This is a genomic window from Actinomadura alba (genome assembly GCF_014323705.1).
GTDB classification, from domain to species: Bacteria; Actinomycetota; Actinomycetes; order Streptosporangiales; family Streptosporangiaceae; genus Actinomadura_C; species Actinomadura_C alba.
Map to the genome: position 1 here is coordinate 541,583 of NZ_JABVEC010000001.1, position 20,512 is coordinate 562,094.

A 20,512-nucleotide genomic window follows, 5' to 3' on the forward strand; every position below is an offset into this window, starting at 1 on the left:
GCTGCCGGCGATGCTCAGCCACTGCCGACCCGCGACGACCCCTGATCAGCGCAGGTCGCCGTTGGTCATGCCGAGCGGAGCGGGCGGCAGTGCGACGAGCCCCATCTCGGCGCGGTTCGCGAGCATCTCGTGCCGGGGCACCACCCGCACGCTGTAACCGAAGTCGCCGGTCCGGTCGAGCGGTACCTCGCCCACGTAGCGAAGGCGCCCGTTCTCGACCGTCTCGGTGTCGGTCAGCTCCTGGTACCGCGCGTCGATCAGCGAGTCGGTGTCGTCGACCCGCCCGTACGCCACCTCGACGGCGACGTCCTCGGGCCGCAGCTCGCCGAGCTCGACCGTGGTGCGCACGGTCAGCCGCGCTCCGATATGCGGGCTCTCGCCGACCCCGTCGGACTCGACGTGGCCCACGGCGACGCCGGGCCATGCCTTGGCCACCCGGTGCTTCCACTCGGCGAGCGACCGGGCGCCGGCGTGGGCGTCGGCGCTCATGACCCGCCGCGAGGCCGCCGCCGGCGCGTACAGGTCGACGACGTAGTCACGCACCATCCGGGTCGACAGGACCTTCGGGCCGAGCGACGCCAGCGTGTGCTTGACCATCTCGAGCCAGCGGCGCGGCAGGCCGTCGCCGCCACGGTCGTAGAACATGACCGACACGTGGTCCTCGATCAGCTCGTAGAGCGCGCTCGCCTCGAGGTCGTCACGCCGATCGGGGTCCTCGACACCGTCGGCCGACGGGATCGTCCAGCCGTTCTGGCCGTCGAACCACTCGTCCCACCAGCCGTCGCGGATGGACAGGTTCAGGCCGCCGTTCAGCGCGGCCTTCATGCCGGACGTGCCGCAGGCCTCCAGCGGGCGCAGCGGGTTGTTCATCCACACGTCACAGCCCTGGACCAGCATCTGCCCGAGCGCCATGTCGTAGTCCGGAAGGAAGACGATGCGGTGCCGCACCCCGGCGTCGTCGGCGAACCGGACGATCTCCTGGATGAGACGCTTGCCGCCCTCGTCGGCCGGGTGCGCCTTGCCCGCGATGAGGATCTGCACGGGGCGTTCGGGATCGAGCAGCAGCCTGCGCAGCCGCTCGGGGTCGCGCATCATCAGGGTGAGCCGCTTGTACGACGGCACCCGGCGGGCGAAGCCGATGGTGAGGACGTCGGGGTCGAGTGCGTCGTCGACCCAGGACAGCTCGGCGTCCGAGGCGCCGCGCTGCCGCCACGACTCGCGCAGCCGGCGCCTCGCGTCGCGCACCAGGCGTTCGCGCAGGGTACGCCGTACCCGCCAGATCTCGCCCTCGGCCAGGCGCCGCACGCCCTCCCAGCCGCGCCCGGCCGAGATGACGTCGGGCAGTTCCCTGGCGGCCAGCTCGATGACCTCCGGAGCCACCCAGGTCTCGGGGTGCACGCCGTTGGTGATGGACCCGATGGGCACGTCGTCGACGTCGAAGCCGCCCCACAGGCCGCCGAACATCTCGCGGCTGACCGCGCCGTGCAGGCGGCTGACGCCGTTGACCCGCTGCGCGAGCCGCATGCCCATGACGGCCATGTTGAAGACGTCCTGGTCGCCGTCCTCGTAGGTCTCGGCGCCGAGCGCGAGCACGCGGTCGACAGGGACGCTGGCGGTCTCGTTGGGGCCGCCGAAGTACTTCTGGATGAGCTCACGCGGGAACCGGTCGATGCCCGCGGGCACCGGCGTGTGGGTGGTGAACACCGTGCCGGAGCGGGTGGCCTCAAGCGCCTCGTCGAAGCTGAGGTCCTGCTCGGTGACGAGCTCGCGGATCCGCTCGAGCCCGAGGAAGCCGGCGTGCCCCTCGTTGGTGTGGAAGACCTCGGGCGCGGGGTGCCCGGTGATGCGGCAGTAGGCGCGGATGGCCCGCACGCCGCCGATGCCCAGCAGCATCTCCTGCAGGAGCCGGTGGTCGGTGCCGCCGCCGTAGAGCCGGTCGGTCACGTCGCGCGCGGCGGGGTCGTTCTCGCGTACGTCGGAGTCGAGCAGCAGCAGCGGCACCCGGCCGACGCCGGCCAGCCAGACCTGGGCGCTGAGGTCGCGGCCCTCGGGCAGCCCGACCTGGATCCGCAGCGGCGTGCCGTCTGCCTCCCTCAGCAGGGTGAGCGGAAGCCCCGTCGGCGTGATCGGCGGATAGCGCTCCAGCTGCCAGCCGTCGGGCGAGAGGAACTGCGAGAAGTAGCCGTGCCGGTAGAGGAGGCCGACACCGATGATCGGCACGCCGAGGTCGCTCGCGGTCTTGAGGTGATCACCGGCGAGGATGCCGAGGCCGCCCGAGTACTGCGGCAGGGCGGCGGTGATGCCGTACTCCGGTGAGAAGTAGGCGATGGCCGCCGGTGGCTCGTCGTCGAGCGACTGGTACCAGCGCGGGGCGGTCAGATACTCGCGCAGATCCTCGGTGGCGTCCTGGAGCCGCCGGAGGAACCGGCGGTCGGCGGCGAGCGCCGCGAGCCGCTGCGGGGAGACCTCCCCCAGCAGCTTGACGGGGTCGTGGCGCACGGACTCCCACAGATCGGGGTCCACCGAGCGGAACAGGTCAAGCGTCTCGTTATGCCATGACCAGCGCAAATTGAGGACGAGTTCCTCGAGCTGCCGTAGTGGCTCGGGCAGGACGGTGCGTACGGTGAATCGTCGGATGGCCTTCACGGTGGGTAACGCTATGCGCAGGCCATGGGTGTTCGCGACCCGAACCCGCACACAAGATTCCTTGATAATGGTCAAGGCTGCCGCTCGGGTCGCCGGTACCGGCACCACGCCTGGACCGCCGGAACCGCGGCCCGCCTCCGCCATGACACGAAGTGTCGGAGAGGTAGCACAAAGTTAAGCACTCGTACTGGAGAGTTACGCGCCGGATTCGGGCATGGAGAGGCTTGGATGGCAGCCGGAGCGGACATTCCACTCGTATCGATCACGCACTATGAGCAGGGGACGGCGAGCAGAGGTGAGGTATGGGCGTTAAGCCGGAAATGACCCGCGACACGGGTGATCATTACTTGACCGAAGTCCGCACCGCCCCTGAGAATCCGCCGGTAGCGTTGCCGTTGATGATCGAGCGCATACCCATCCTGGACGTGGAACCCGTCGTCGACTGCGGTCGGTGGCCCGCCAAGGCCGCCGTCGGCGAGACCTTCGACGTGAGTGCGACGGTGTTCCGCGAGGGCCACGAGAGACTCGGCGCGGGCGTCGTGCTGCGCGCCCCCGACGGCACGACCCGGCCCCTCGTGCACATGAGCGAGACCGTTCCCGGCACCGACCGGCTCACCGCCGAGGTCACCCCCGACGAGACCGGCCTCTGGCACTTCCGCGTGGAGGCGTGGGGCGACCCGATCGCGCACTGGCGGCACGACGCCGACATCAAGGTGCCGCGGGGCCAGGACGTCGACCTGATGTTCGAAGAGGGCGCGCTGCTGTTCGCCCGCGCCGCCGAGGGCGTTCCCGCGAAGCGGCGAGCGGTCCTCACCGCGCTGGCGCGCGACCTGGTCGACCCGGCCGTCCCGGCCCTCACCAGGCTGGCCGCCGCGAGCGCTCCCGAGATCCTCGACCTGCTGCGCGAGCACCCGCTCCGCGAGCTCGACTCGGCCTCCCCGTGGCTGCCGCTGGTCGTGCACCGCGAGCGCGCGCTCTTCGGCTCGTGGTACGAGTTCTTCCCCCGTTCCGAGGGAGCCACGTTCGACCCGATGGGGCGCAGGGGTCCGACGTCTGGAACGCTCCGCACGGCGATGAGGCGCCTTCCGGCCGTCGCCGCCATGGGCTTCGACGTCGTCTACCTGCCGCCGATCCACCCGATCGGCCGTACGTTCCGCAAAGGGCCGAACAACACCCTGAACCCCGGGCCGCACGATCCCGGTTCGCCGTGGGCGATCGGATCCGAGGAGGGCGGGCACGACGCCGTCCATCCAGAGCTCGGCTCGATCGCCGACTTCGACGCCTTCGTCGAGCACGCGGGCGAGCTCGGCCTGGAGGTCGCGCTCGACCTCGCCCTGCAGTGCGCTCCGGACCACCCCTGGGTCAAGGAGCACCCGGAGTGGTTCACCACCCGCGCCGACGGCACGATCGCCTACGCCGAGAACCCGCCGAAGAAGTACCAGGACATCTATCCGCTCAACTTCGACAACGATCCCGAGGGCATCTACCAGGAGATCAAGCGGGTCGTCCGGCACTGGATCGACCACGGAGTACGGATCTTCCGGGTGGACAACCCGCACACGAAGCCGGTCGCCTTCTGGGCCCGGCTGCTGTCGGAGATCAACGAGATCGCGCCGGACGTGATCTTCCTGGCCGAGGCGTTCACCCGGCCGGCCATGATGCAGACGCTCGGCAAGATCGGCTTCCACCAGTCGTACACCTACTTCACCTGGCGCAACGGCAAGGACGAACTCGAGGAGTACGTACGCGAGCTGTCCGGGGACGCCGCGAAGTACATGCGTCCCAACTTCTTCGTCAACACGCCGGACATCCTCAACGAGTACCTCGTGCAGGGCGGCCGGCCGGCGTTCGAGATCCGGGCCGTCCTCGCCGCGCTGCTCTCCCCCACCTGGGGCGTCTACTCCGGGTACGAGCTGATCGAGAACATCCCGGTGCGGCCGGGCAGCGAGGAGTACCGCGACTCCGAGAAGTACCAGTACCGGCCGCGCGACTGGGCGGCCGCCGAGCGCGAGGGGCGCACCATCGCCCCCCTCCTCAGCCGGCTCAACGCCCTGCGCAGGGCCCATCCCGCACTGCAGTTGCTGCGCAACCCGCGGTTCCACCACGTCGACCAGCCGGACGTGATCTGCTTCTCCAAGCGACTGCCCGGCGCGGGCTCCGGCGATCCGGGCGAGGACGCGTCCGGCACCGGTCCCGGCGATGTCGTGCTCGCCGTCGTCAATCTCGACCCGCATCATGTTCACGAGGCCACCGTCCATCTCGACCTGCCCGCCCTCGGTCTCGACTGGTCGGAGGGTTTCGTCGTCACCGACGAACTCACCGGCGACTCCTATGACTGGCGGCAGTCCAACTACGTGCGCCTCGACCCGCACGCCCAGCCTGCCCACATCTTCACGGTCCGGAGAACTGAGAGTTGACCACGCCGCCTTCCGCCGGCGCCCTGCCGGAGGCCGACACCGCCGCACTCGACACCGCGGCCGTCGAGCCCATTCCTGACACGTTCACGCACGAGAAGCCCAACGACCCCCACTGGTACAAGCGAGCCGTCTTCTACGAGGTCGCCATCCGCGGCTTCAACGACTCCAGCGACGACGGCACAGGTGACATCCGCGGGCTCATCCAGCGGCTGGACTACCTGCAGTGGCTCGGCATCGACTGCATCTGGCTGCTGCCGATCTACCAGTCGCCGCTGCGCGACGGCGGGTACGACATCAGCGAGTACACCAAGATCCTCCCGGAGTTCGGCGATCTCGGCGACTTCGTCGAGCTGATCGACGAGGCGCACGCGCGGGGCATCCGGGTCATCGCCGACCTGGTCATGAACCACACCAGCGACCAGCACCCCTGGTTCCAGGCGTCCCGTTCCGACCCGGACGGCCCGTACGGCGACTTCTACATGTGGTCGGACACCGACGACAAGTACGCCGACGCCCGGATCATCTTCGTCGACACCGAGGCGTCGAACTGGACCTTCGACCCGGTGCGCGGTCAGTACTACTGGCACCGGTTCTTCAACCACCAGCCCGACCTCAACTACGACAACCCCGATGTCCAGGACGCGATGATCGAGGTCCTGCGGTTCTGGCTGGACCTCGGCATCGACGGGTTCCGGCTCGACGCGGTGCCCTACCTCTACGCGCGCGAGGGCACGAACTGCGAGAACCTGCCCGAGACGCACGACTACCTCAAGCGGGTCCGCGCCGAGATCGACCGGCTCTACCCCGACCGGGTGATGCTCGCCGAGGCCAACCAGTGGCCCGCCGACGTGGTCGAGTACTTCGGCGACCCCGCCACCGGGGGCGACGAGTGCCACATGGCGTTCCACTTCCCGGTGATGCCGCGCATCTTCATGGCCGTGCGACGCGAGCAGCGCTACCCCATCTCCGAGATCATGGCGCAGACGCCCAAGATCCCGGAGAACTGCCAGTGGGGCATCTTCCTGCGCAACCACGACGAGCTGACGCTCGAGATGGTCACGGACGAAGAGCGCGACTACATGTACACGGAGTACGCCAAGGACCCCCGGATGAAGGCCAACATCGGCATCCGGCGGCGCCTGGCCCCACTGCTCGACAACGACCGCAACCAGCTCGAGCTGTTCACGGCCCTCCTGCTGTCGCTGCCGGGTTCGCCGGTGCTCTACTACGGCGACGAGATCGGGATGGGCGACAACATCTGGCTGGGCGACCGCGACGGGGTCCGCACCCCGATGCAGTGGACCCCGGACCGCAACGCCGGCTTCTCCAAGTGCGACCCGGCCCGGCTCTACCTGCCAGTGATCATGGATCCGATCTACGGATACCAGGCGATCAATGTCGAGGCACAGCAGAAGAATCCCGGCTCGCTGCTGCACTGGACCCGCAAGATGATCGAGATTCGCAAGCGGCACCCGGTGTTCGGGCTCGGCTCCTACGTCGAGCTGTCGGCCTCCAACCCCAGCGTGCTGGCGTTCGTCCGGGAGTTCGGCGACGACCGGGTACTGTGCGTCAACAACCTGTCGCGCTTTCCGCAGCCGGTCGAGCTCGATCTGCGGCGCTTCGAGGGATCGACGCCGATCGAGTGCATGGGCGGCGTCCAGTTCCCCGCCGCCGGTGAACTCCCGTATCTCCTGACGCTTCCCGGGCATGGGTTCTACTGGTTCCTGCTGCCCCCCGTCCCCCCGGCCCGCGAGACAGAAGGCGAAGACCAAGAAGAGGTGAAGTAGTCCGTGCGGTCGTCCGACCAGCCCACCGGGGCACCGACCCCAGACAACGTCGTCGATCTGCCGGGTCTGACAGAGCTCCTGCGGGAATGGGTGCCCCGGCAGCGGTGGTTCGCCGGCAAGGGGCGGGAGGTGCGCGAGGTCACGGTGCTCGAGGCCACCGAGCTGACCGTCGGCGACCCCGGCCTGCACCATCTCGTCATCGGGGTCGGACACGACGCCGAGCCGGGCTTTCCGGGGCCCGGCACCGTCGACCGCTACCAGCTGCTCCTCGGCACGCGCGCGGAGCTGCCCGGCCGGCTGGAGTACGCCGAGATCGGGCGGCTGGGCGGGCGACACATCTACGACGCCGTACATGATCCTGAACTCACCCGCACGCTGCTCACCGGCATGGCCGGCAACGCCGACACCGGCCCGCTCCGGCTGCGGACCGTTCCCGGCCAGGAGATCGAGACCGACCTGGTCAGCCTCGCCAGCCCGGCCGAGCAGAGCAACAGCTCCCTGATCTTCGGGGACGTCTACATCTGCAAGCTGTTCCGCCGGATCACCCCTGGGACCAATCCCGATCTGGAGCTCAACCTCGGCCTCACCCGGGTCGGCTGCGAGCACATCCCGGCGCTGCACGGCTGGGCCGAGACCGACCTCGACGGTGAGCCCACCACACTCGCCATGCTGTCGGAGTTCCTGCGCACGGCCACCGACGGCTGGCGGCTCGCGGCCACCAGCGTCCGCGACCTGTACGCCGAGGTGGACCTGCACGCCGACGAGGTCGGCGGTGACTTCGCGTCGGAGGCCGAGCGGCTGGGCGCCGTGACCGCGGCCGTGCACCGCGACCTCGCCCGCGCCTTCGGTGTCTCCCGGCTTCCCGTCGACGATGTGCGGACGATGGCCGAGGACATGCACCGGCGGCTGGACGAGACGGTCCTCGCGGTGCCGGAGCTCGAGCCGTACGCCGCGATGATCGGCGCGGTGTTCGACGACCTCGCCAAGCACGAGGTGGATCTGCCTGTGCAGCGGATCCACGGCGATTACCACCTCGGCCAGGTCATGCGCACCGAGCGCGGCTGGATGCTGCTCGACTTCGAGGGTGAGCCGCTGCACACACTGGCCGAACGCCGCACGCCCAGCCACCCGCTGCGCGATGTCGCGGGAATGCTGCGCTCCTTCGAGTACGCCTCCCGCCACCTGCTCGCGGGGCAGACCCAGGTGGCCCCGGAGGTGGGCGAGCAGTTGGAGGTCCGCGCCCGTGAGTGGGCCGAGCGCAACAGGGCGGCGTTCTGCCGGGGCTATGCCGAGGGCGGCGGCCCCGATCCCTCCGCGCACGAGGTGCTGCTGCGCGCCTTCGAGTACGACAAGGCCGTCTACGAGGTCCTGTACGAAGCGCGCAACCGCCCCTCGTGGCTGCACATCCCGCTCAGCTCGTTCCGCCACTCCGTGGTCTGAGCCGTTCCCGCGCCCGAGCGCCCCGGCACCCCGAGCGCTCCTGGCGCTCCTGGCGCTCCGGGCGCTCCGGGCGGTGAGCCGCATCGTGGGCCGGGCCGCCGCTCCGAGGTAGATCCACGGCCAGGATCGGGTCACGTGACGGCAATCCACCCATCATCTTTGGGCAAAGCCGCACCCCGACGCGGTCCCATGGCCCAAAGTCAGGACTAACGCTGAATACGCGCCCGGTCACGGCGAGTGACCGATCCCTTAAGTGACGGAATGGTACGAGATGCATGGTGAGCACTGCGTCACCAAAAGGGAGCGATGCGTGATTACTCGACGCATGACGGGGACGGCTGGCGTCAAATAAGCAGACACCACTCCCACGGGGGCTCCCATGCACAGTCCTGACCCCCTCGTGCGCGCCGATGGCGCCTCGAGCGCACCATCCGTACGGCAGCCTCACCATCTCGGCCTCGGCCGGCCCGGCAACCGGTGGCCGACGGTCACGGCCGTCATCCCGACCCTCAACGAGGCGGACAACCTCCGATGGCTTCTGCCGCGGCTGACCGCGGTGGACGAAGTCGTGATCGTCGATGGCGAGTCCACCGACGGCACGGTGGAGATCACCCGGCTGCTGCGGCCCGACGCAGTGATCATCATCGAACCGCCGATGGGCAAGGGCAGTGCGATGAGGACGGGGATGGCCGTGGCCAGCTCCGAGGTGCTCATCATGCTCGACGCGGACGGCAGCATGGACCCGGCCGAGTTCGACGCCTTCCTGGCGTTGATCGCCCGCGGGTTCGACATCGTCAAGGGCACGCGCTACGGCTGCGGGGGCGCGTCCGACGACCTCACCCGGATCCGCAGCAAGGGAAACCGGTGGCTGACCCGGCTGGCCAACCTGCTCTACCGCACCAGTTGGACCGACCTGTGCTACGGCTATGTGGCGATGCGCCGGTCCGCCGTCGAGCGGCTCCAGCTCACCTCGACGGGCTTCGAGATCGAGACCGAGATGTGCGTCAACGCGGTTCGCTCGGGGTTGCGGATGGCCGAGGTCGCCAGCCACGAACACCACCGGCGGTACGGCGACTCCAACCTCCGCACCCTCCGGGACGGCTGGCGGGTGCTGAGGACCATGGTCCGGCTTCGCCTCCGCGGCCGGCTGGGCGACACGCACGCCGGGCAGGCGCTGGAACCGGTCGCGGTGAGCCGGCTGTCCACCGCCCTGGGCCGCGCCGAGAGCCGGTGAGCCATGAAGGTAACTCTCGTCGCCCCGCGTGAGCTCGGCACCGCCGAGCTCGAACGGTGGCGGGCGCTCCAGCGATCCGACCCGGCTCTGCAGAACCCCTTCATGTCACCCGAGTTCACGGCCGGCGTCAGCCGGTGCCGGCCCGGTGTCCGGGTGGCCGTCGTCGAAGAGGGCCAGGACGTGGTCGCCTTCTTCCCGCATGAGCGCACCGCCCTGGGCATCGGCCACCCGGTCGGGTCCGGCCTCACCGACCTGCAGGGCATCATCGCCCCGCCCGAGCTGCGGCTCGACGCGCCGGCGCTGCTCGAGGCGTGCCGCCTGGACGTCTGGGACTTCGACCACCTGATCGCCCATCAGCAGACGTTCCGGCCCTACCACTCGGTCGAGCGGGCCGAGCCGATCATCGATCTGAGCGGAGGTTTCGAGGCCTATGCCGAGGTCACGCGGCGCGCGGCGCCGAAAAGCTACAAGACGGTCAGGTACAAGGAGCGCAAGCTCGGCCGCGAGGTGGGCGAGGTGCGGTACGTCTTCGCCTCGGCCGACCCGGCCGCGCTGCGGCTGCTGATGCGCTGGAAGTCCGAGCAGTACCGGCGCACCGGCCGCATGGACCGGTTCGCCCGGCCCTGGATCGTACGGCTGGTCGAGCACTTCCACCGGACCGGCTTCGGCATGCTGAACATCCTGTACGCGGGTGACCAGCCGATCGCGGCCAACTTCGACCTGCGCCACCGCACGACGGTCGCCGGCTGGTTCACCGCCTACGACACCCGCTTCGCCCAGTACTCCCCCGGTCTGATCGGCAACCTGCGGCTCGCCCAGGCATGCGCCGAGCACGGCATCACCGAGATCGCCATGGGCCGCGGCGGCAAGCGGTTCAAGGAGCAGCTGAAGAGCCGCGAGATCCGCATCGCCGAGGGCCGGGTCGCGCGCGCCCGCCTCGGTGCCGGCCTGCACTGGCTCCGCACCAAACCGGTGAGCGTGGCCCGCAACGCCGCGCTGCGCGACCCACGGCTCTATGACCGGGCCGACCGGGTGCTCAAGACCTATGCGCGGATGAGGAGGCGGTTTCCCTGACCGGCACCGGTATCCGGATCAGCGTCGTCATCTGCGCCTTCACCGAGGAGCGATGGCACGACGTGCACGCGGCGGTCATGTCCGTACGGGCCCAGCGGCACGCCCCCCACGAGATCATCCTGTCCGTCGACCACAATCCGGACCTGCTCGCCCGGCTGAAGGCGTCGCTGCCGGACGTCGTCGTCGTCGCCAACCGGCATCGCAAGGGGCTGTCGGGCGGCAAGAACACCGGTGCCGAACTGGCCCGCGGCGACGTGGTGGCCTATCTCGACGACGATGCGGTGGCCGCCCCGGGCTGGCTGGCCACCTTCGCCGAGGGCTTCGCCGATCCCTCCGTCATCGGGGTCGGCGGACTGACGATCCCACTGTGGCCGGGCGCCCCGTCATCGCGCGAGCTCGTCGGCACCACGCACCGCGAGCTCACGTTCGCCCGGGGCACGGGGCGGCGGCCGGGCTGGTTTCCCGAGGAGTTCGACTGGACCGTCGGCTGCACCTACCGGGGCATGGATCCCGGGCCGGTCCGCAATCTGATGGGCGGCAACTGCTCGTTCCGCACCGCGGCGTTCGAGCTGACCGGCGGGTTCGCCACCGGGATCGGCCGGGGCCCGGGCAAGCGGCCGCTGGGCTGCGAAGAGACCGAGTTCTGCATCCGGCTGGGGCGCAGCAGCCCCGGTGCCGTGCTGCTCTTCGACGACCGCGCCGTGATCTGGCACCGCGTCCCGCCGGAGCGGGCCCGGTTCGGCTACTTCCGCGCCCGCTGCTACGCGGAGGGGCTGTCCAAGGCACTCGTCACCCGCAGCGTCGGCGCCGGCGACGGTCTGGCCAGCGAACGCGCCCACGTCCTGCGGGCGCTGCCGCGCGGCGCGGTCCGCGGGTTACGCGACACCGTACGCGGCGACCTGAGCGGCCTGGGGCGCTCGGCGGCCATCGTCACCGGCCTGTCCTGTACGGCGTTCGGCTACGCCGCCGGCTCTCTCGGCCTGGGCGGCGGCCCCCGCGACCCCGCGGTGGTCGGTGCCGGACCGCCGGCCCGGCGGCCGGGCAGGACTCGATGACGGGCGTGCCGATCCTCAGCCACCAGGGAAGGACGCGATGACGGGCGTGCCGATCCTCATGTACCACTCGATCAGCGAGCACCCGCCGCCGGCGACCGCGCCGCTCGCGGTCCATCCCGGCGCGTTCGCCGACCAGATGGCGCTCCTCGCCGACCGCGGCTTCACCCCCATCCCCCTCTCCGACCTCCCGATCCGCCGTTCCGCGGAGGTCCGCGCCGGCCGGCCCGATACCGCGGCGGGGCGACCGGTCGTGATCACCTTCGACGACGGGTACGCCGACTTCCACGAGAACGCGCTGCCCGTACTCGAACGTCTCGGGTTCACCGCGACCGTCTTCGTCACGACCGGCTGGCTGGCCGACGCGGGGCCGCACGCGGCCGGCCGCCCGCCGGACCGCACTCTCAGCTGGGGCCAGGTGCGTGAGGCCGCCGCGCACGGCGTCGAGGTGGGCGCGCACGGGCACAGCCACCCCCAGCTCGATCAGCTGCCCGGCCCGCCGCTGTACGACGAGCTGACCCGCAGCAGGGGGCTGCTCGAAGACGACCTGAGCGTTCCGGTGCAGGCGATGGCCTATCCCTACGGCTACTCGAGCGCCCGGGTCCGGCGGGCCGCGCTGCACACGGGTTACCGCAGGGCCTGCGCGGTGGCCAACGAGGTCGCCGAGCCGGCGCGTCATGACCGGCTGGCGCTCCCCCGCCTGACGATCCGCGCCGGCACCACGCTCGAGCGGTTCGGGCGGATCGTCGACGGTGCCGCCGCCTACCGGCTGGAACACGCGCTCACCAAGGGGTACGCCGTCGTGCGGCGGTCGCGCTACGCGGCCCGGCGGATGCTGCGCGATGTCTGACCCCGCCTCGGCGGCCCCGGCGCGGGTCGCCGCCGATCTGGCCGATCCGCTGTTCCGCAACGCCTACGCCCTGATGGCCAACGGCGGGATCACCGGCCTGCTGGGGCTCGGCTACTGGTTCCTCGCCGCCCGCCACTACGACCCCGCCGACGTCGGCCGGAACTGGGCGGTCATCCAGGCCGTCATGTTCGTCGGCGGCCTGACCGCGCTGAACTTCATGCTGATCCGGTTCATTCCGCAGACCGGCCGCCGCACCGGGGCGTTCGTCGCCGCCAGCTACGTCATCGGCTCCGGCGCCGCCGTCGTCATCGCACTCGGCTTCCTGCTCACACTCCACTGGTGGGGGCCCTCATTCGCCCACCTGCACGGCGTCGGAGCGGGGTTGTGGTTCCTCGCGATGGCGTTCGCGTGGAATATCTTCACCCAGCAGGACGCGGTCTTCACCGGGCTGCGGCAGGCGCACTGGGTACCGATCGAGAACACCGTCTTCGGCGTGGCGAAGGCGGTGCTGCTGGTGGCCTTCGCGGCAGCACTGCCGCGTGATGGCGTGGGGCTCTCCTGGATGCTCCCGGTGATGGTGTCGCTGGTCCCGGTGAACCTCTTCATCTTCGGCCGGCTCATCCCGGCCCATGCCCGCGAGACCGGAGGGCGGCGGCCGCCTCCCAAGGGCGCCGAGATCGCGCATTACGTCGGCGGCGACTACCTGGGCGGGCTGTTCTCCCATGCGACGATCAATCTCATCCCGGTCGTCGTCGCGGCCAGGATCGACCCGCACACCAACGCCTACTTCACGATGGCGTGGGTGCTCGGCATGATGCTGAACCTGCTGTCGATCACCATGGCGATGTCGCTCACCGTCGAGGGCGCCTTCGACGGCACCCGGTTCGCGGTGAAGGTACGGGCGGCCCTGCGGCGCACGGTCATGCTGCTGATCCCCGCGTCGGTGCTGACGGTGCTGCTCTGCCCGTTCGCCCTGAAGGTGTTCGGGCCCGGCTATGCCGCCCAGGGCGCGCCGCTGCTGCAGTTGCTGGCCGCCGCCACGCTGCCGAAAGCGATCATCGAGCTGTACCTCGGCGTCCTGCGGGTACGGTCGCGCACTCGCGCGATTGCGGTCATCCAAGGGGCCCGCCTCACCGGCACGCTCGCGGTGGTGCTCATGGTGCCCACCGAGTCGGTCCTCATCGGCACGGGCGTGGGCGTGCTGCTCGTGCACGTCGTCATCGCCATCGCCGTCTACCCCGCCCTGCGCCGCGCCGCCGCCGAGGGCGACGAACCCGTGGCGAACGGTCCAAGGAGAGCCGCCCCTTGCTGACGATGCCCCGCGGACCGTGGCGGACGGAGACGCACACGACCGGACCCCTCACCGCGGGCACGGGGTCCACGGCGACGATCACCACCGCACGACCGGTCAACACGACCCGGCGGTCGGCCGGGCGGCGGGGTGCCCGGCAAGGGAAGACCCGGCGACCGGTGTCCCAATCGACCGGCGTGCGCGGGCGGGTCCGTCTCGACGCGGCGGTCGTGGTCTGGGCCGTGTTCGTGATCGGGCTCGCGCTGTTCTGGCTGCCGCTGCGCGGGGTCGAGCTCGACGCCATGAGCGGCTACGGACTGATCTCGGTGCTGCCGGTGCCGACCTTGGCGGGCGCCGCGGTGCTCACCGCCGGTTTCCTGATCACGCTGGGGCTGAGCCGGCCGCACCGGGCGCTGCTGACCGTACAGCTGCTCTGCACGGCCGTCTCGCTGCACGCGCTGGCCCAGGCGCTGGAGCCGCTCGCGCGCTTCCCGACCGCCTGGCAGCACGCGGGGTTCATCGAGTACATCACGCGCACGCACGGCGTCGACACGCTGCTCGACGCGCGCTTCAACTGGCCGGGTTTCTTCGCCCTCATCGGCTTCGGGACCAGGGCGGCCGGGCTGGACGATCTGGAACCGGTGCTGCACTGGGCGCCGGTGCTCACCAATCTGCTCTACCTCGGCCCCTTCGCGCTGATCCTGCGGACCCTGCGGGCCACCTGGCGGGCCAAGTGGTTCGCCGCCTGGCTGTTCCCGGTGGCGAACTGGGTCGGCCAGGACTACCTGTCCCCGCAGGCCTTCGGTTACCTGCTGTACCTGTGCTGGGTCGCGATCCTGGTGAACTGGTTCCAGCCGGCCCCGGCCACCGTCCGCGCGGAGGGCCGGCGCCGCAGCCCGGGGGCGCGCCGCACCGGGCGGTTCTGGCGTGCCTACGACTGGACGTTCGGCCCGATGGAGCCCGGTGAGCTGCGGCGACCGCCCATTGACACCAGAGACCGCTCGGTCCTGTTCCTGTTGCTGGTGGCGCTCATCGTGGTGGCGACCGCCTCCCACCAGCTGACCCCGTTCCTCATGATCGCGACGGCCGCGGGGCTGGTGGTGACCCGCCGCTGCACCCTTCGCGGGCTGCCCCTGCTCGGCTCGGTCATCTTCGTGGCGTGGCTCAGCTTCATGACCCGCGGCTACTGGGCGGGACACCTGGGCGATGTCTTCGGCGGCGTGGGCCGGCTCGGGACCAACCTGTCCGCCAGCGTCGGCGACCGCATCACGCGGGGCAGCCCGCAGCTCGCCAGGGTGCAGTCCGCCCGGATCGCGCTGGCGGTGCTGGTCTCGTCGCTGGCCCTGCTGGGCCTGCTGCGGCGGCGCACCCGCCGGACCGGCGACCGCGTCGCCCTCGTGCTGCTGCTCGCGCCGCTCGCCTCGTTCGGCCTGCAGAGCTACGGCGGCGAGATCGCCCTGCGCACCTACTTCTTCATGCTGCCCGGCGCCTGTGTGCTCGTGTCGTACCTCTTCTTTCCCGCGCGGACCGTCGACCCGGCACTCGACCCGGCGCCGGCCCCGGACACAGAGCCGGTCGTCGTACAGGCGGCCCGGCGGCGGCCCCGGCGGCGTCGGCTTCGCGACACGGTCCCGGTCTTCGCGGCGGCCGTGCTGGCGCTCGCGCTGGTCTTCGGATTCGTGCTCGTACGGTTCGGCAACGAGCGGTTCGAGCGGGTCCGGGCGGGCGAGGTGAAGGCGTTCGAGGTGATGCTGGAACGGCGGCCCAAGGGGGCGATCGACGTCGTCTGGCTCACCGCCGAGGACACCACCGCCAGCGGCTTCCCGGTCATGCCGTGGAGCCATCACGGCTATGAGCGCTTCGAATATCCGGAGCTGCACACGGCGCGCGACACGGCGGGCGACGTCGAGGCGATCACGGCTCGGCTGCGCGAGCAGGGCCAGACCGGGTTCTTCGTGACCACCCGGGGTCACGAGGCGTACCTGAACCTCAGCAGCGGTCTGCCGGTCTCCTACAGCGCCCGCCTGCGCGAGGCCCTGTCGCGCTCGGGCGACCTCCAGGTCGTCTTCGCCGACCGTGACGCCGCCGTGTTCGCGCTGCGGTCACCGCCACCGCAACCGGATCCGGCGCTTCGGCGGCCGGCGCGGCTGAGCATCGGCCTGACGCCCTGGACGCCCGCCGGCGTCGTCTACCTCCCCGTGCTGCTGGGCGTGCTGATGGCGCGGGAACTGCGACGCCTGCGCACCCCGCCCGGCAGGCGCGGCGGCCTGCGGCCCTACACGATGCTGGTGATCCCGCTGCTGGCCGGCCTGATCGCCGTCATCGCCGAACGGTTCGTGATGCTGAACTGACCTGGCTCGGCCCGACCTCGCGACCTTGCCGAATTCGGACCTTGCCGACCTCGTGACCTGCCCACTTTGGACCTTACCGACTTTGGACCGTGCGACCTGGGGAGCCGACATGGCCGTACTCGTGTTGCTGTTGCTCGTCGTACCGCCGGCGATCGGGGTCGCGGCGCTGCTGCCCGGGCTGGATCCGGCCGGGCGGGCCGTCGCCTCCGCGGCGGGCGCACTCGTCGTCGTCGCCCTCGTGGCCGAGATCATGCTGGTGACCTCGCTGTGGTCGCCGGGCGGCGGGCTGGCCGCCGTCGCGGTGATCTCGGCCGTGCTGCTGGGCCTCTCCCGGATCCGGCGCTGACGCCGGGCCGCCGGTCAGGCCCGCAACGTGAACGGCTGGTGCCTGATCCCGTTGTCGAAGTTGGAGAGCAGGTACTCGGGCTCGCCTGCTGCGGCGATGCCGGGGAACCTCTCGAAGAGCTCCCGGAACATCACCTTCAGTTCCATCCTCGCCAGGTGCGAGCCGAGGCACAGGTGCGGACCCGGCCCGCCGAAGCCGACGTGCGGGTTGGGCGACCTGGTGATGTCGAAGCGGTCCGGGTCCTGGAACACCGCCTCGTCCCGGTTGGCCGAGAGATAGAAGAGCACGACCTTGTCGCCCGGCGCGAACGTATGCCCGGCGAGTTCGTGCTCCCGCGTGAGCGTCCGGCGGAACTGAATGATCGGCGAGGAACACCGGATGATCTCCTCGATCGCACCGGCGCAGTGGCCCTCGTAGTCCGACAGCAGCAGCTCCCGCTGGGCGGGATTGTCGGTGAGCAGCTTCAGGCCGTGCGCGAGCGCGTTGCGGGTGGTCTCGTTGCCGGCCACGAGCAGCAGGTCGAAGAACGACCCCAGCTCCCGGACCGACAGTGCCTCGCCATCGACGTTGGCGGTCACCAGCGCCGACACCAGGTCGTCGGCCGGCTCGCGCAGCCGCTGCCGGCCGAGCCGCGCGACCAGCCGGTGCAGCCCGCCGATGGCGGCCAGGTTCCCGCCGAGCAGCCGCAGCGTGCGGGCGCTCGCCAGGGAGCCGCGCACCCCGGAGTACTCCGTCATGGCGTCGACGTGCCCCAGCACACGGGCACGCAGGTGCTCCGGCACTCCCATCATCGTGCAGATGACGTGGATGGGCAGCCGGGCGGCCACCTGCGCCACGAAGTCGTGCGCGCCGTGCGCGCCGAGGTCGCCCGCGATGCGCGCGGCGGCCGCCTCGATGTCGTCGCGCAGCCGCCCGAGCATCTTGGGGCTGAACGCGCGGGAGACGATCCGGCGTAGCCGTGCGTGCCGCGGATCGTCCATGTTCACCATGGGCGTGCCGAGGAGCAGGGAGAGCCAGGGCGGCGGCTCCGGCGACGTGGCGGCGGGCTCGCTGCTGAAGACCTTCGGCTGCCGGCTGGCCGCCACGACGTCCGCGTGCCGTACGAGCGCGTGGAAGCCGTATCCGGCCCGGACCAGCGGCACCCGGGGTTCCGGGAAGAAGACCGGCCGGTCGAGGGCCCTCAGCCGGGCGAACGCGGCGAGCCGGTCGGCCGGCGGGCGGGCCCAGAAGTCCATGCTGACCAGGTCGATGTCGGCGACCGCCGAGTCGAGGGCCACGGCCTCTCCTACCGGTCGACCCAGCGGACCTTGTATCCGCCGAGCCGTATTCGCTTGCCGTCGATCGTCGCCGTCGTGGGCTCATCCCGGGTGTTGACGACGACCATGTGCCGCTTCTGCGCGAGCACGCGTACGGACGACGGCGTCGGGCCGACGTCCACCAGCTTGGTGCCCGGCGGGAACCACTGGGCGAACCTCTGCAGCATGCCGAGGGAGGGGCTCACCGTGCTTCCGTGACCGGGGGACCACAGGCAGCCCGCGCAGTTCCCCGGCGACCCGCGCTGCGGGTTCCAGTAAAGGGCCGTGGCGGCGCCGCTGCGCGCGAACTCCATCATGGCGGCCGTGTTCACGGCGTCCCACCGCCGCTCCGGCCACGTGGTGTGCTCGGGCGCGACGTACCATTCCGCCCACCACACCGGAAGCCCCTGCCCTCGGCCGCGGAGCCAGCGTGTGACGGCCGAGAACTTGCCCAGCGCGGTGAACTCGTCCGTCCGGAGCCCGCGGTCCTCCGACACCGTGGACCCGTCCACGACGACGAAGTCGGCGCCCTTCTTGTGCTTCAGCCAGTAGTCGACCGCGTTGAGCGCCCGCTGGTCGACGCTGCCCCATGGTCCGCGCACGGCCGAGGGCGGGCCCTGCCACTCCGGTGAGTAGCCGTTCATGGGGACGTACGGCCCGCCGACCTTGATGTGCCGGTTCACCGCTTTCAGAGCGGTATAGACCTTGTTGTAGAGCTGGGTGTAGCCCTCGGCGTCCCAGCGGTTGCGGTTCTCGTCGAAGAAGCCCTTGAACTCGTTCCAGACCGCGTAGTACCGCACGTCCGGATAGCGGCGCGCCACCACGGCGGCCAGTTCGGCGAACTCGTCGTAGTACTTCGGGTGGGGCGCGTCCTCGAGATGCGTCCAGTCGGTCTCGCCCTGCGGCCCTCCCTTCATCCAGTCGGGCGCGCAGCACAGGGTGATCACCGGTATGCCGTTCGTCTGCCGGATGAGGTTCATGCGCTGATCGAGGGAACCGAAGTTGTACTGGTCCCTGGCCGGTTCGGGATTGTCGACGCCCCAGCCCATGATCGCCTGGGCCTGTACGACGGGCTGGCGGGAGATCGAGTGCCGCACCGAGTCGGTCGCTCCCGGCTCGCCCGCCCCCGCGCTGTACCGCGTGTGGGTGAATCCCCAGGCCGGCCAGGACTTCGGCGCGTCGACCCCGACCCGGCCGACGACCGGCCGATCCACGGCCTGCGGCGCCTCGGCGCGTGACGATCCGTTCCTGGACACCGCCGATAAGACCGCGGCGACCAGCACCCCGACCATGGCGATGGCGAAAGCCAGAACCCACAGCGGGCGCCTGCGGCGCCCGTGCCTCCCCTGGTGGTTACTGAGTAATGCCACGCAGGTCACCGTAACCCGGAGGTGGCCCCGTACAGGGAGGACCGGCGAAACCGTCGGCGCGTCGCACGGCGCGCGGTCGCGTGGACGGGGCGGGACCGGCGGGTTGCGGGCATCCGACCTGCCCGGCAGCGGCTCGTCTCCACATGGGTAACCTGCGTGCCAGATTTCCCTGCCGTCACGGAACGGACGTGTGCACGCCGCCGAGCAGGCCGGGCCGGTCCGCCCCCGCCGACGGACCGGAACCGGCCCGGCCCGCTACCGCTCCTTGCTCTTCTGATCGAGCAGCAGCGCTCGCAGACCCAGGGAGTCGTCGGCGGCCACGGTCATCGCATATCCGGCTTGGAGCTGCGCGTCCGTGAGACTTCCGCTCCGCGTGGCGTACCACCGCCCGGCATCGCTTCGCCAGACGAGCCAGCCGGGGAACTCCTCCTCAATGGCGGCCTTGAAGCCTTCGAAGTCCCCCATCGTGGCCATCCTCTCCAAGGAATGCCTTCCGTATACGAAAGTGATACACAAGACGATAGGAGTCAAGCTGTACGTAAGTGGAACGTCTCCCGGGCGCAAGAGGAGGTGGACACCTGTGCAGGGTCGCCCCGCCTATCTCCGGATCGCCGAGGTACTACGGGGCGGGATCCGCGACGGCAGCCATCCACCCGGGTCGAAACTCCCCACGATGGCCGTGCTCTCCGAGGTGCACGGCGTCTCCGAGATCGTCGTGCGGCAGGCGATCGCGCTGCTTCGCGGCGAGGGTCTGGTCGAGACCCGCCGGGGCGGCGGCACCGTGGTGCGCGTCTGTCCGCCGGCCAGGCGCGTGGCGATGGACCGCTACCGGCTGGAGACCCGGCCCCTCACCGCACCGGCGACCTCGTTCACCCGCGACCAGCAGATCGGCTGGCGGGACTATCGCCTCGACAAGGCCTACAGCCGGGTGACCGCCGACGCCGGGCTCGCCGCGCTGTTCGAGCTGCCCGTGAAGACCGAACTGCTGCGCCGTCACTTCGTCTTCCACGCGCGGGGCGATCCGCAGCAGATCTCGGTGAACTACCTGCCCTGGAAACTGGTGGCGGGCACCCCGGTCGCCGATCCCGAGCGGGAGCCATGGCCCGGCGGCACCCCCGCGCAGCTCGCCTTCCTCGGGCATCCTCCGACCCGCGTGGAGGAGTCCGTGACGTCCCGCATGCCGACTCCGGAAGAGGCCGAGACCCTGCGGATGGCGAGCGGCGTGCCCGTCATCACCATCACGCGCCGCATGCTCTCCGGCGCGAAGGTCCTCGAAGTGTGCCGCGACATCGTCATCCCCGCCGACCGCGTCGTCCTGGACTACTCCATCGACCTGTGACCCGCCCGGCGTGCCGCGAG

At 70.7% G+C, this 20,512-nt stretch carries 15 protein-coding genes; 11 read left to right on the forward strand and 4 right to left on the reverse strand.

Annotated elements, in window-relative coordinates:
• Window positions 1-45 precede the first annotated feature (45 nt).
• Window positions 46-2,646, reverse strand: a complete 2,601-nt coding sequence (gene glgP, locus HKK74_RS02800; protein ID WP_187241346.1) for an alpha-glucan family phosphorylase — start codon at window positions 2,644-2,646, stop codon at window positions 46-48.
• 398 nt (window positions 2,647-3,044) lie between these two features.
• On the opposite strand from glgP, the gene HKK74_RS02805 reads away from it, so the two are divergent.
• From HKK74_RS02805 to HKK74_RS02850, 10 genes are all read left to right on the forward strand, one after another.
• Entirely contained in the window at window positions 3,045-5,063 is a 2,019-nt protein-coding gene (locus HKK74_RS02805; RefSeq protein WP_187241347.1) for an alpha-1,4-glucan--maltose-1-phosphate maltosyltransferase, read from the forward strand.
• A gap of 23 nt (window positions 5,064-5,086) precedes the next feature.
• Window positions 5,087-6,850 (forward strand): maltose alpha-D-glucosyltransferase, encoded by a 1,764-nt coding sequence (treS, locus tag HKK74_RS02810; protein ID WP_222721820.1) that lies wholly within the window; start codon window positions 5,087-5,089, stop codon window positions 6,848-6,850.
• A 3-nt stretch (window positions 6,851-6,853) separates the two neighbouring features.
• Window positions 6,854-8,290, forward strand: coding sequence for a maltokinase N-terminal cap-like domain-containing protein (locus tag HKK74_RS02815; RefSeq protein WP_312881190.1), 1,437 nt, complete (start codon window positions 6,854-6,856; stop codon window positions 8,288-8,290).
• Window positions 8,291-8,669: 379 nt separating this feature from the next.
• Window positions 8,670-9,524: a glycosyltransferase family 2 protein gene (locus HKK74_RS02820; RefSeq protein WP_187241348.1), complete on the forward strand. Its 855-nt coding sequence runs from the start codon at window positions 8,670-8,672 to the stop codon at window positions 9,522-9,524.
• Between the two features lie 3 nt (window positions 9,525-9,527).
• Window positions 9,528-10,598, forward strand: a complete 1,071-nt coding sequence (locus HKK74_RS02825; protein WP_187241349.1) for a GNAT family N-acetyltransferase — start codon at window positions 9,528-9,530, stop codon at window positions 10,596-10,598.
• 29 nt (window positions 10,599-10,627) lie between these two features.
• Window positions 10,628-11,653, forward strand: a complete 1,026-nt coding sequence (locus HKK74_RS02830; protein ID WP_376771503.1) for a glycosyltransferase family 2 protein — start codon at window positions 10,628-10,630, stop codon at window positions 11,651-11,653.
• Between the two features lie 37 nt (window positions 11,654-11,690).
• Window positions 11,691-12,500: a polysaccharide deacetylase family protein gene (locus tag HKK74_RS02835; protein WP_187241350.1), complete on the forward strand. Its 810-nt coding sequence runs from the start codon at window positions 11,691-11,693 to the stop codon at window positions 12,498-12,500.
• Window positions 12,493-13,812 (forward strand): lipopolysaccharide biosynthesis protein, encoded by a 1,320-nt coding sequence (locus HKK74_RS02840; protein ID WP_187241351.1) that lies wholly within the window; start codon window positions 12,493-12,495, stop codon window positions 13,810-13,812. Before HKK74_RS02835 ends, HKK74_RS02840 begins: the two co-directional genes overlap by 8 nt.
• A complete protein-coding gene (locus HKK74_RS02845) occupies window positions 13,806-16,142 on the forward strand; it encodes a hypothetical protein (RefSeq protein ID WP_187241352.1) in 2,337 nt (778 codons plus the stop codon). Before HKK74_RS02840 ends, HKK74_RS02845 begins: the two co-directional genes overlap by 7 nt.
• A gap of 109 nt (window positions 16,143-16,251) precedes the next feature.
• On the forward strand, window positions 16,252-16,488 hold the full coding sequence (locus tag HKK74_RS02850; protein WP_187241353.1) for a hypothetical protein: 237 nt from the start codon (window positions 16,252-16,254) through the stop codon (window positions 16,486-16,488).
• 14 nt (window positions 16,489-16,502) lie between these two features.
• On the opposite strand, the gene HKK74_RS02855 is transcribed toward HKK74_RS02850, so the two are convergent.
• The 3 genes from HKK74_RS02855 to HKK74_RS02865 form a co-directional block, all read right to left on the reverse strand.
• Window positions 16,503-17,723 (reverse strand): cytochrome P450, encoded by a 1,221-nt coding sequence (locus HKK74_RS02855; protein WP_187241443.1) that lies wholly within the window; start codon window positions 17,721-17,723, stop codon window positions 16,503-16,505.
• A gap of 50 nt (window positions 17,724-17,773) precedes the next feature.
• Complete coding sequence (locus HKK74_RS02860; RefSeq protein WP_312881194.1) at window positions 17,774-19,153, reverse strand: GH39 family glycosyl hydrolase; 1,380 nt, start codon at window positions 19,151-19,153, stop codon at window positions 17,774-17,776.
• Between the two features lie 255 nt (window positions 19,154-19,408).
• Window positions 19,409-19,618: a hypothetical protein gene (locus tag HKK74_RS02865; protein WP_187241354.1), complete on the reverse strand. Its 210-nt coding sequence runs from the start codon at window positions 19,616-19,618 to the stop codon at window positions 19,409-19,411.
• Between the two features lie 115 nt (window positions 19,619-19,733).
• Between HKK74_RS02865 and HKK74_RS02870 the strand changes: the two genes are divergently transcribed.
• Entirely contained in the window at window positions 19,734-20,492 is a 759-nt protein-coding gene (locus tag HKK74_RS02870) for a GntR family transcriptional regulator (protein WP_187241355.1), read from the forward strand.
• Window positions 20,493-20,512 lie beyond the last annotated feature (20 nt).

Excerpts from the sequence above, each read along its gene's own strand:
- HKK74_RS02805 (WP_187241347.1), top strand. The coding sequence starts at position 3,045 with ATGATCGAGCGCATACCCATCCTGGACGTGGAACCCGTCGTCGACTGC.
- HKK74_RS02855 (WP_187241443.1), bottom strand. The coding sequence starts at position 17,723 with ATGGACTTCTGGGCCCGCCCGCCGGCCGACCGGCTCGCCGCGTTCGCC.
- HKK74_RS02820 (WP_187241348.1), top strand. The coding sequence starts at position 8,670 with ATGCACAGTCCTGACCCCCTCGTGCGCGCCGATGGCGCCTCGAGCGCA.
- HKK74_RS02850 (WP_187241353.1), top strand. The coding sequence starts at position 16,252 with ATGGCCGTACTCGTGTTGCTGTTGCTCGTCGTACCGCCGGCGATCGGG.
- HKK74_RS02835 (WP_187241350.1), top strand. The coding sequence starts at position 11,691 with ATGACGGGCGTGCCGATCCTCATGTACCACTCGATCAGCGAGCACCCG.
- HKK74_RS02825 (WP_187241349.1), top strand. The coding sequence starts at position 9,528 with ATGAAGGTAACTCTCGTCGCCCCGCGTGAGCTCGGCACCGCCGAGCTC.
- HKK74_RS02865 (WP_187241354.1), bottom strand. The coding sequence starts at position 19,618 with ATGGGGGACTTCGAAGGCTTCAAGGCCGCCATTGAGGAGGAGTTCCCC.
- HKK74_RS02840 (WP_187241351.1), top strand. The coding sequence starts at position 12,493 with ATGTCTGACCCCGCCTCGGCGGCCCCGGCGCGGGTCGCCGCCGATCTG.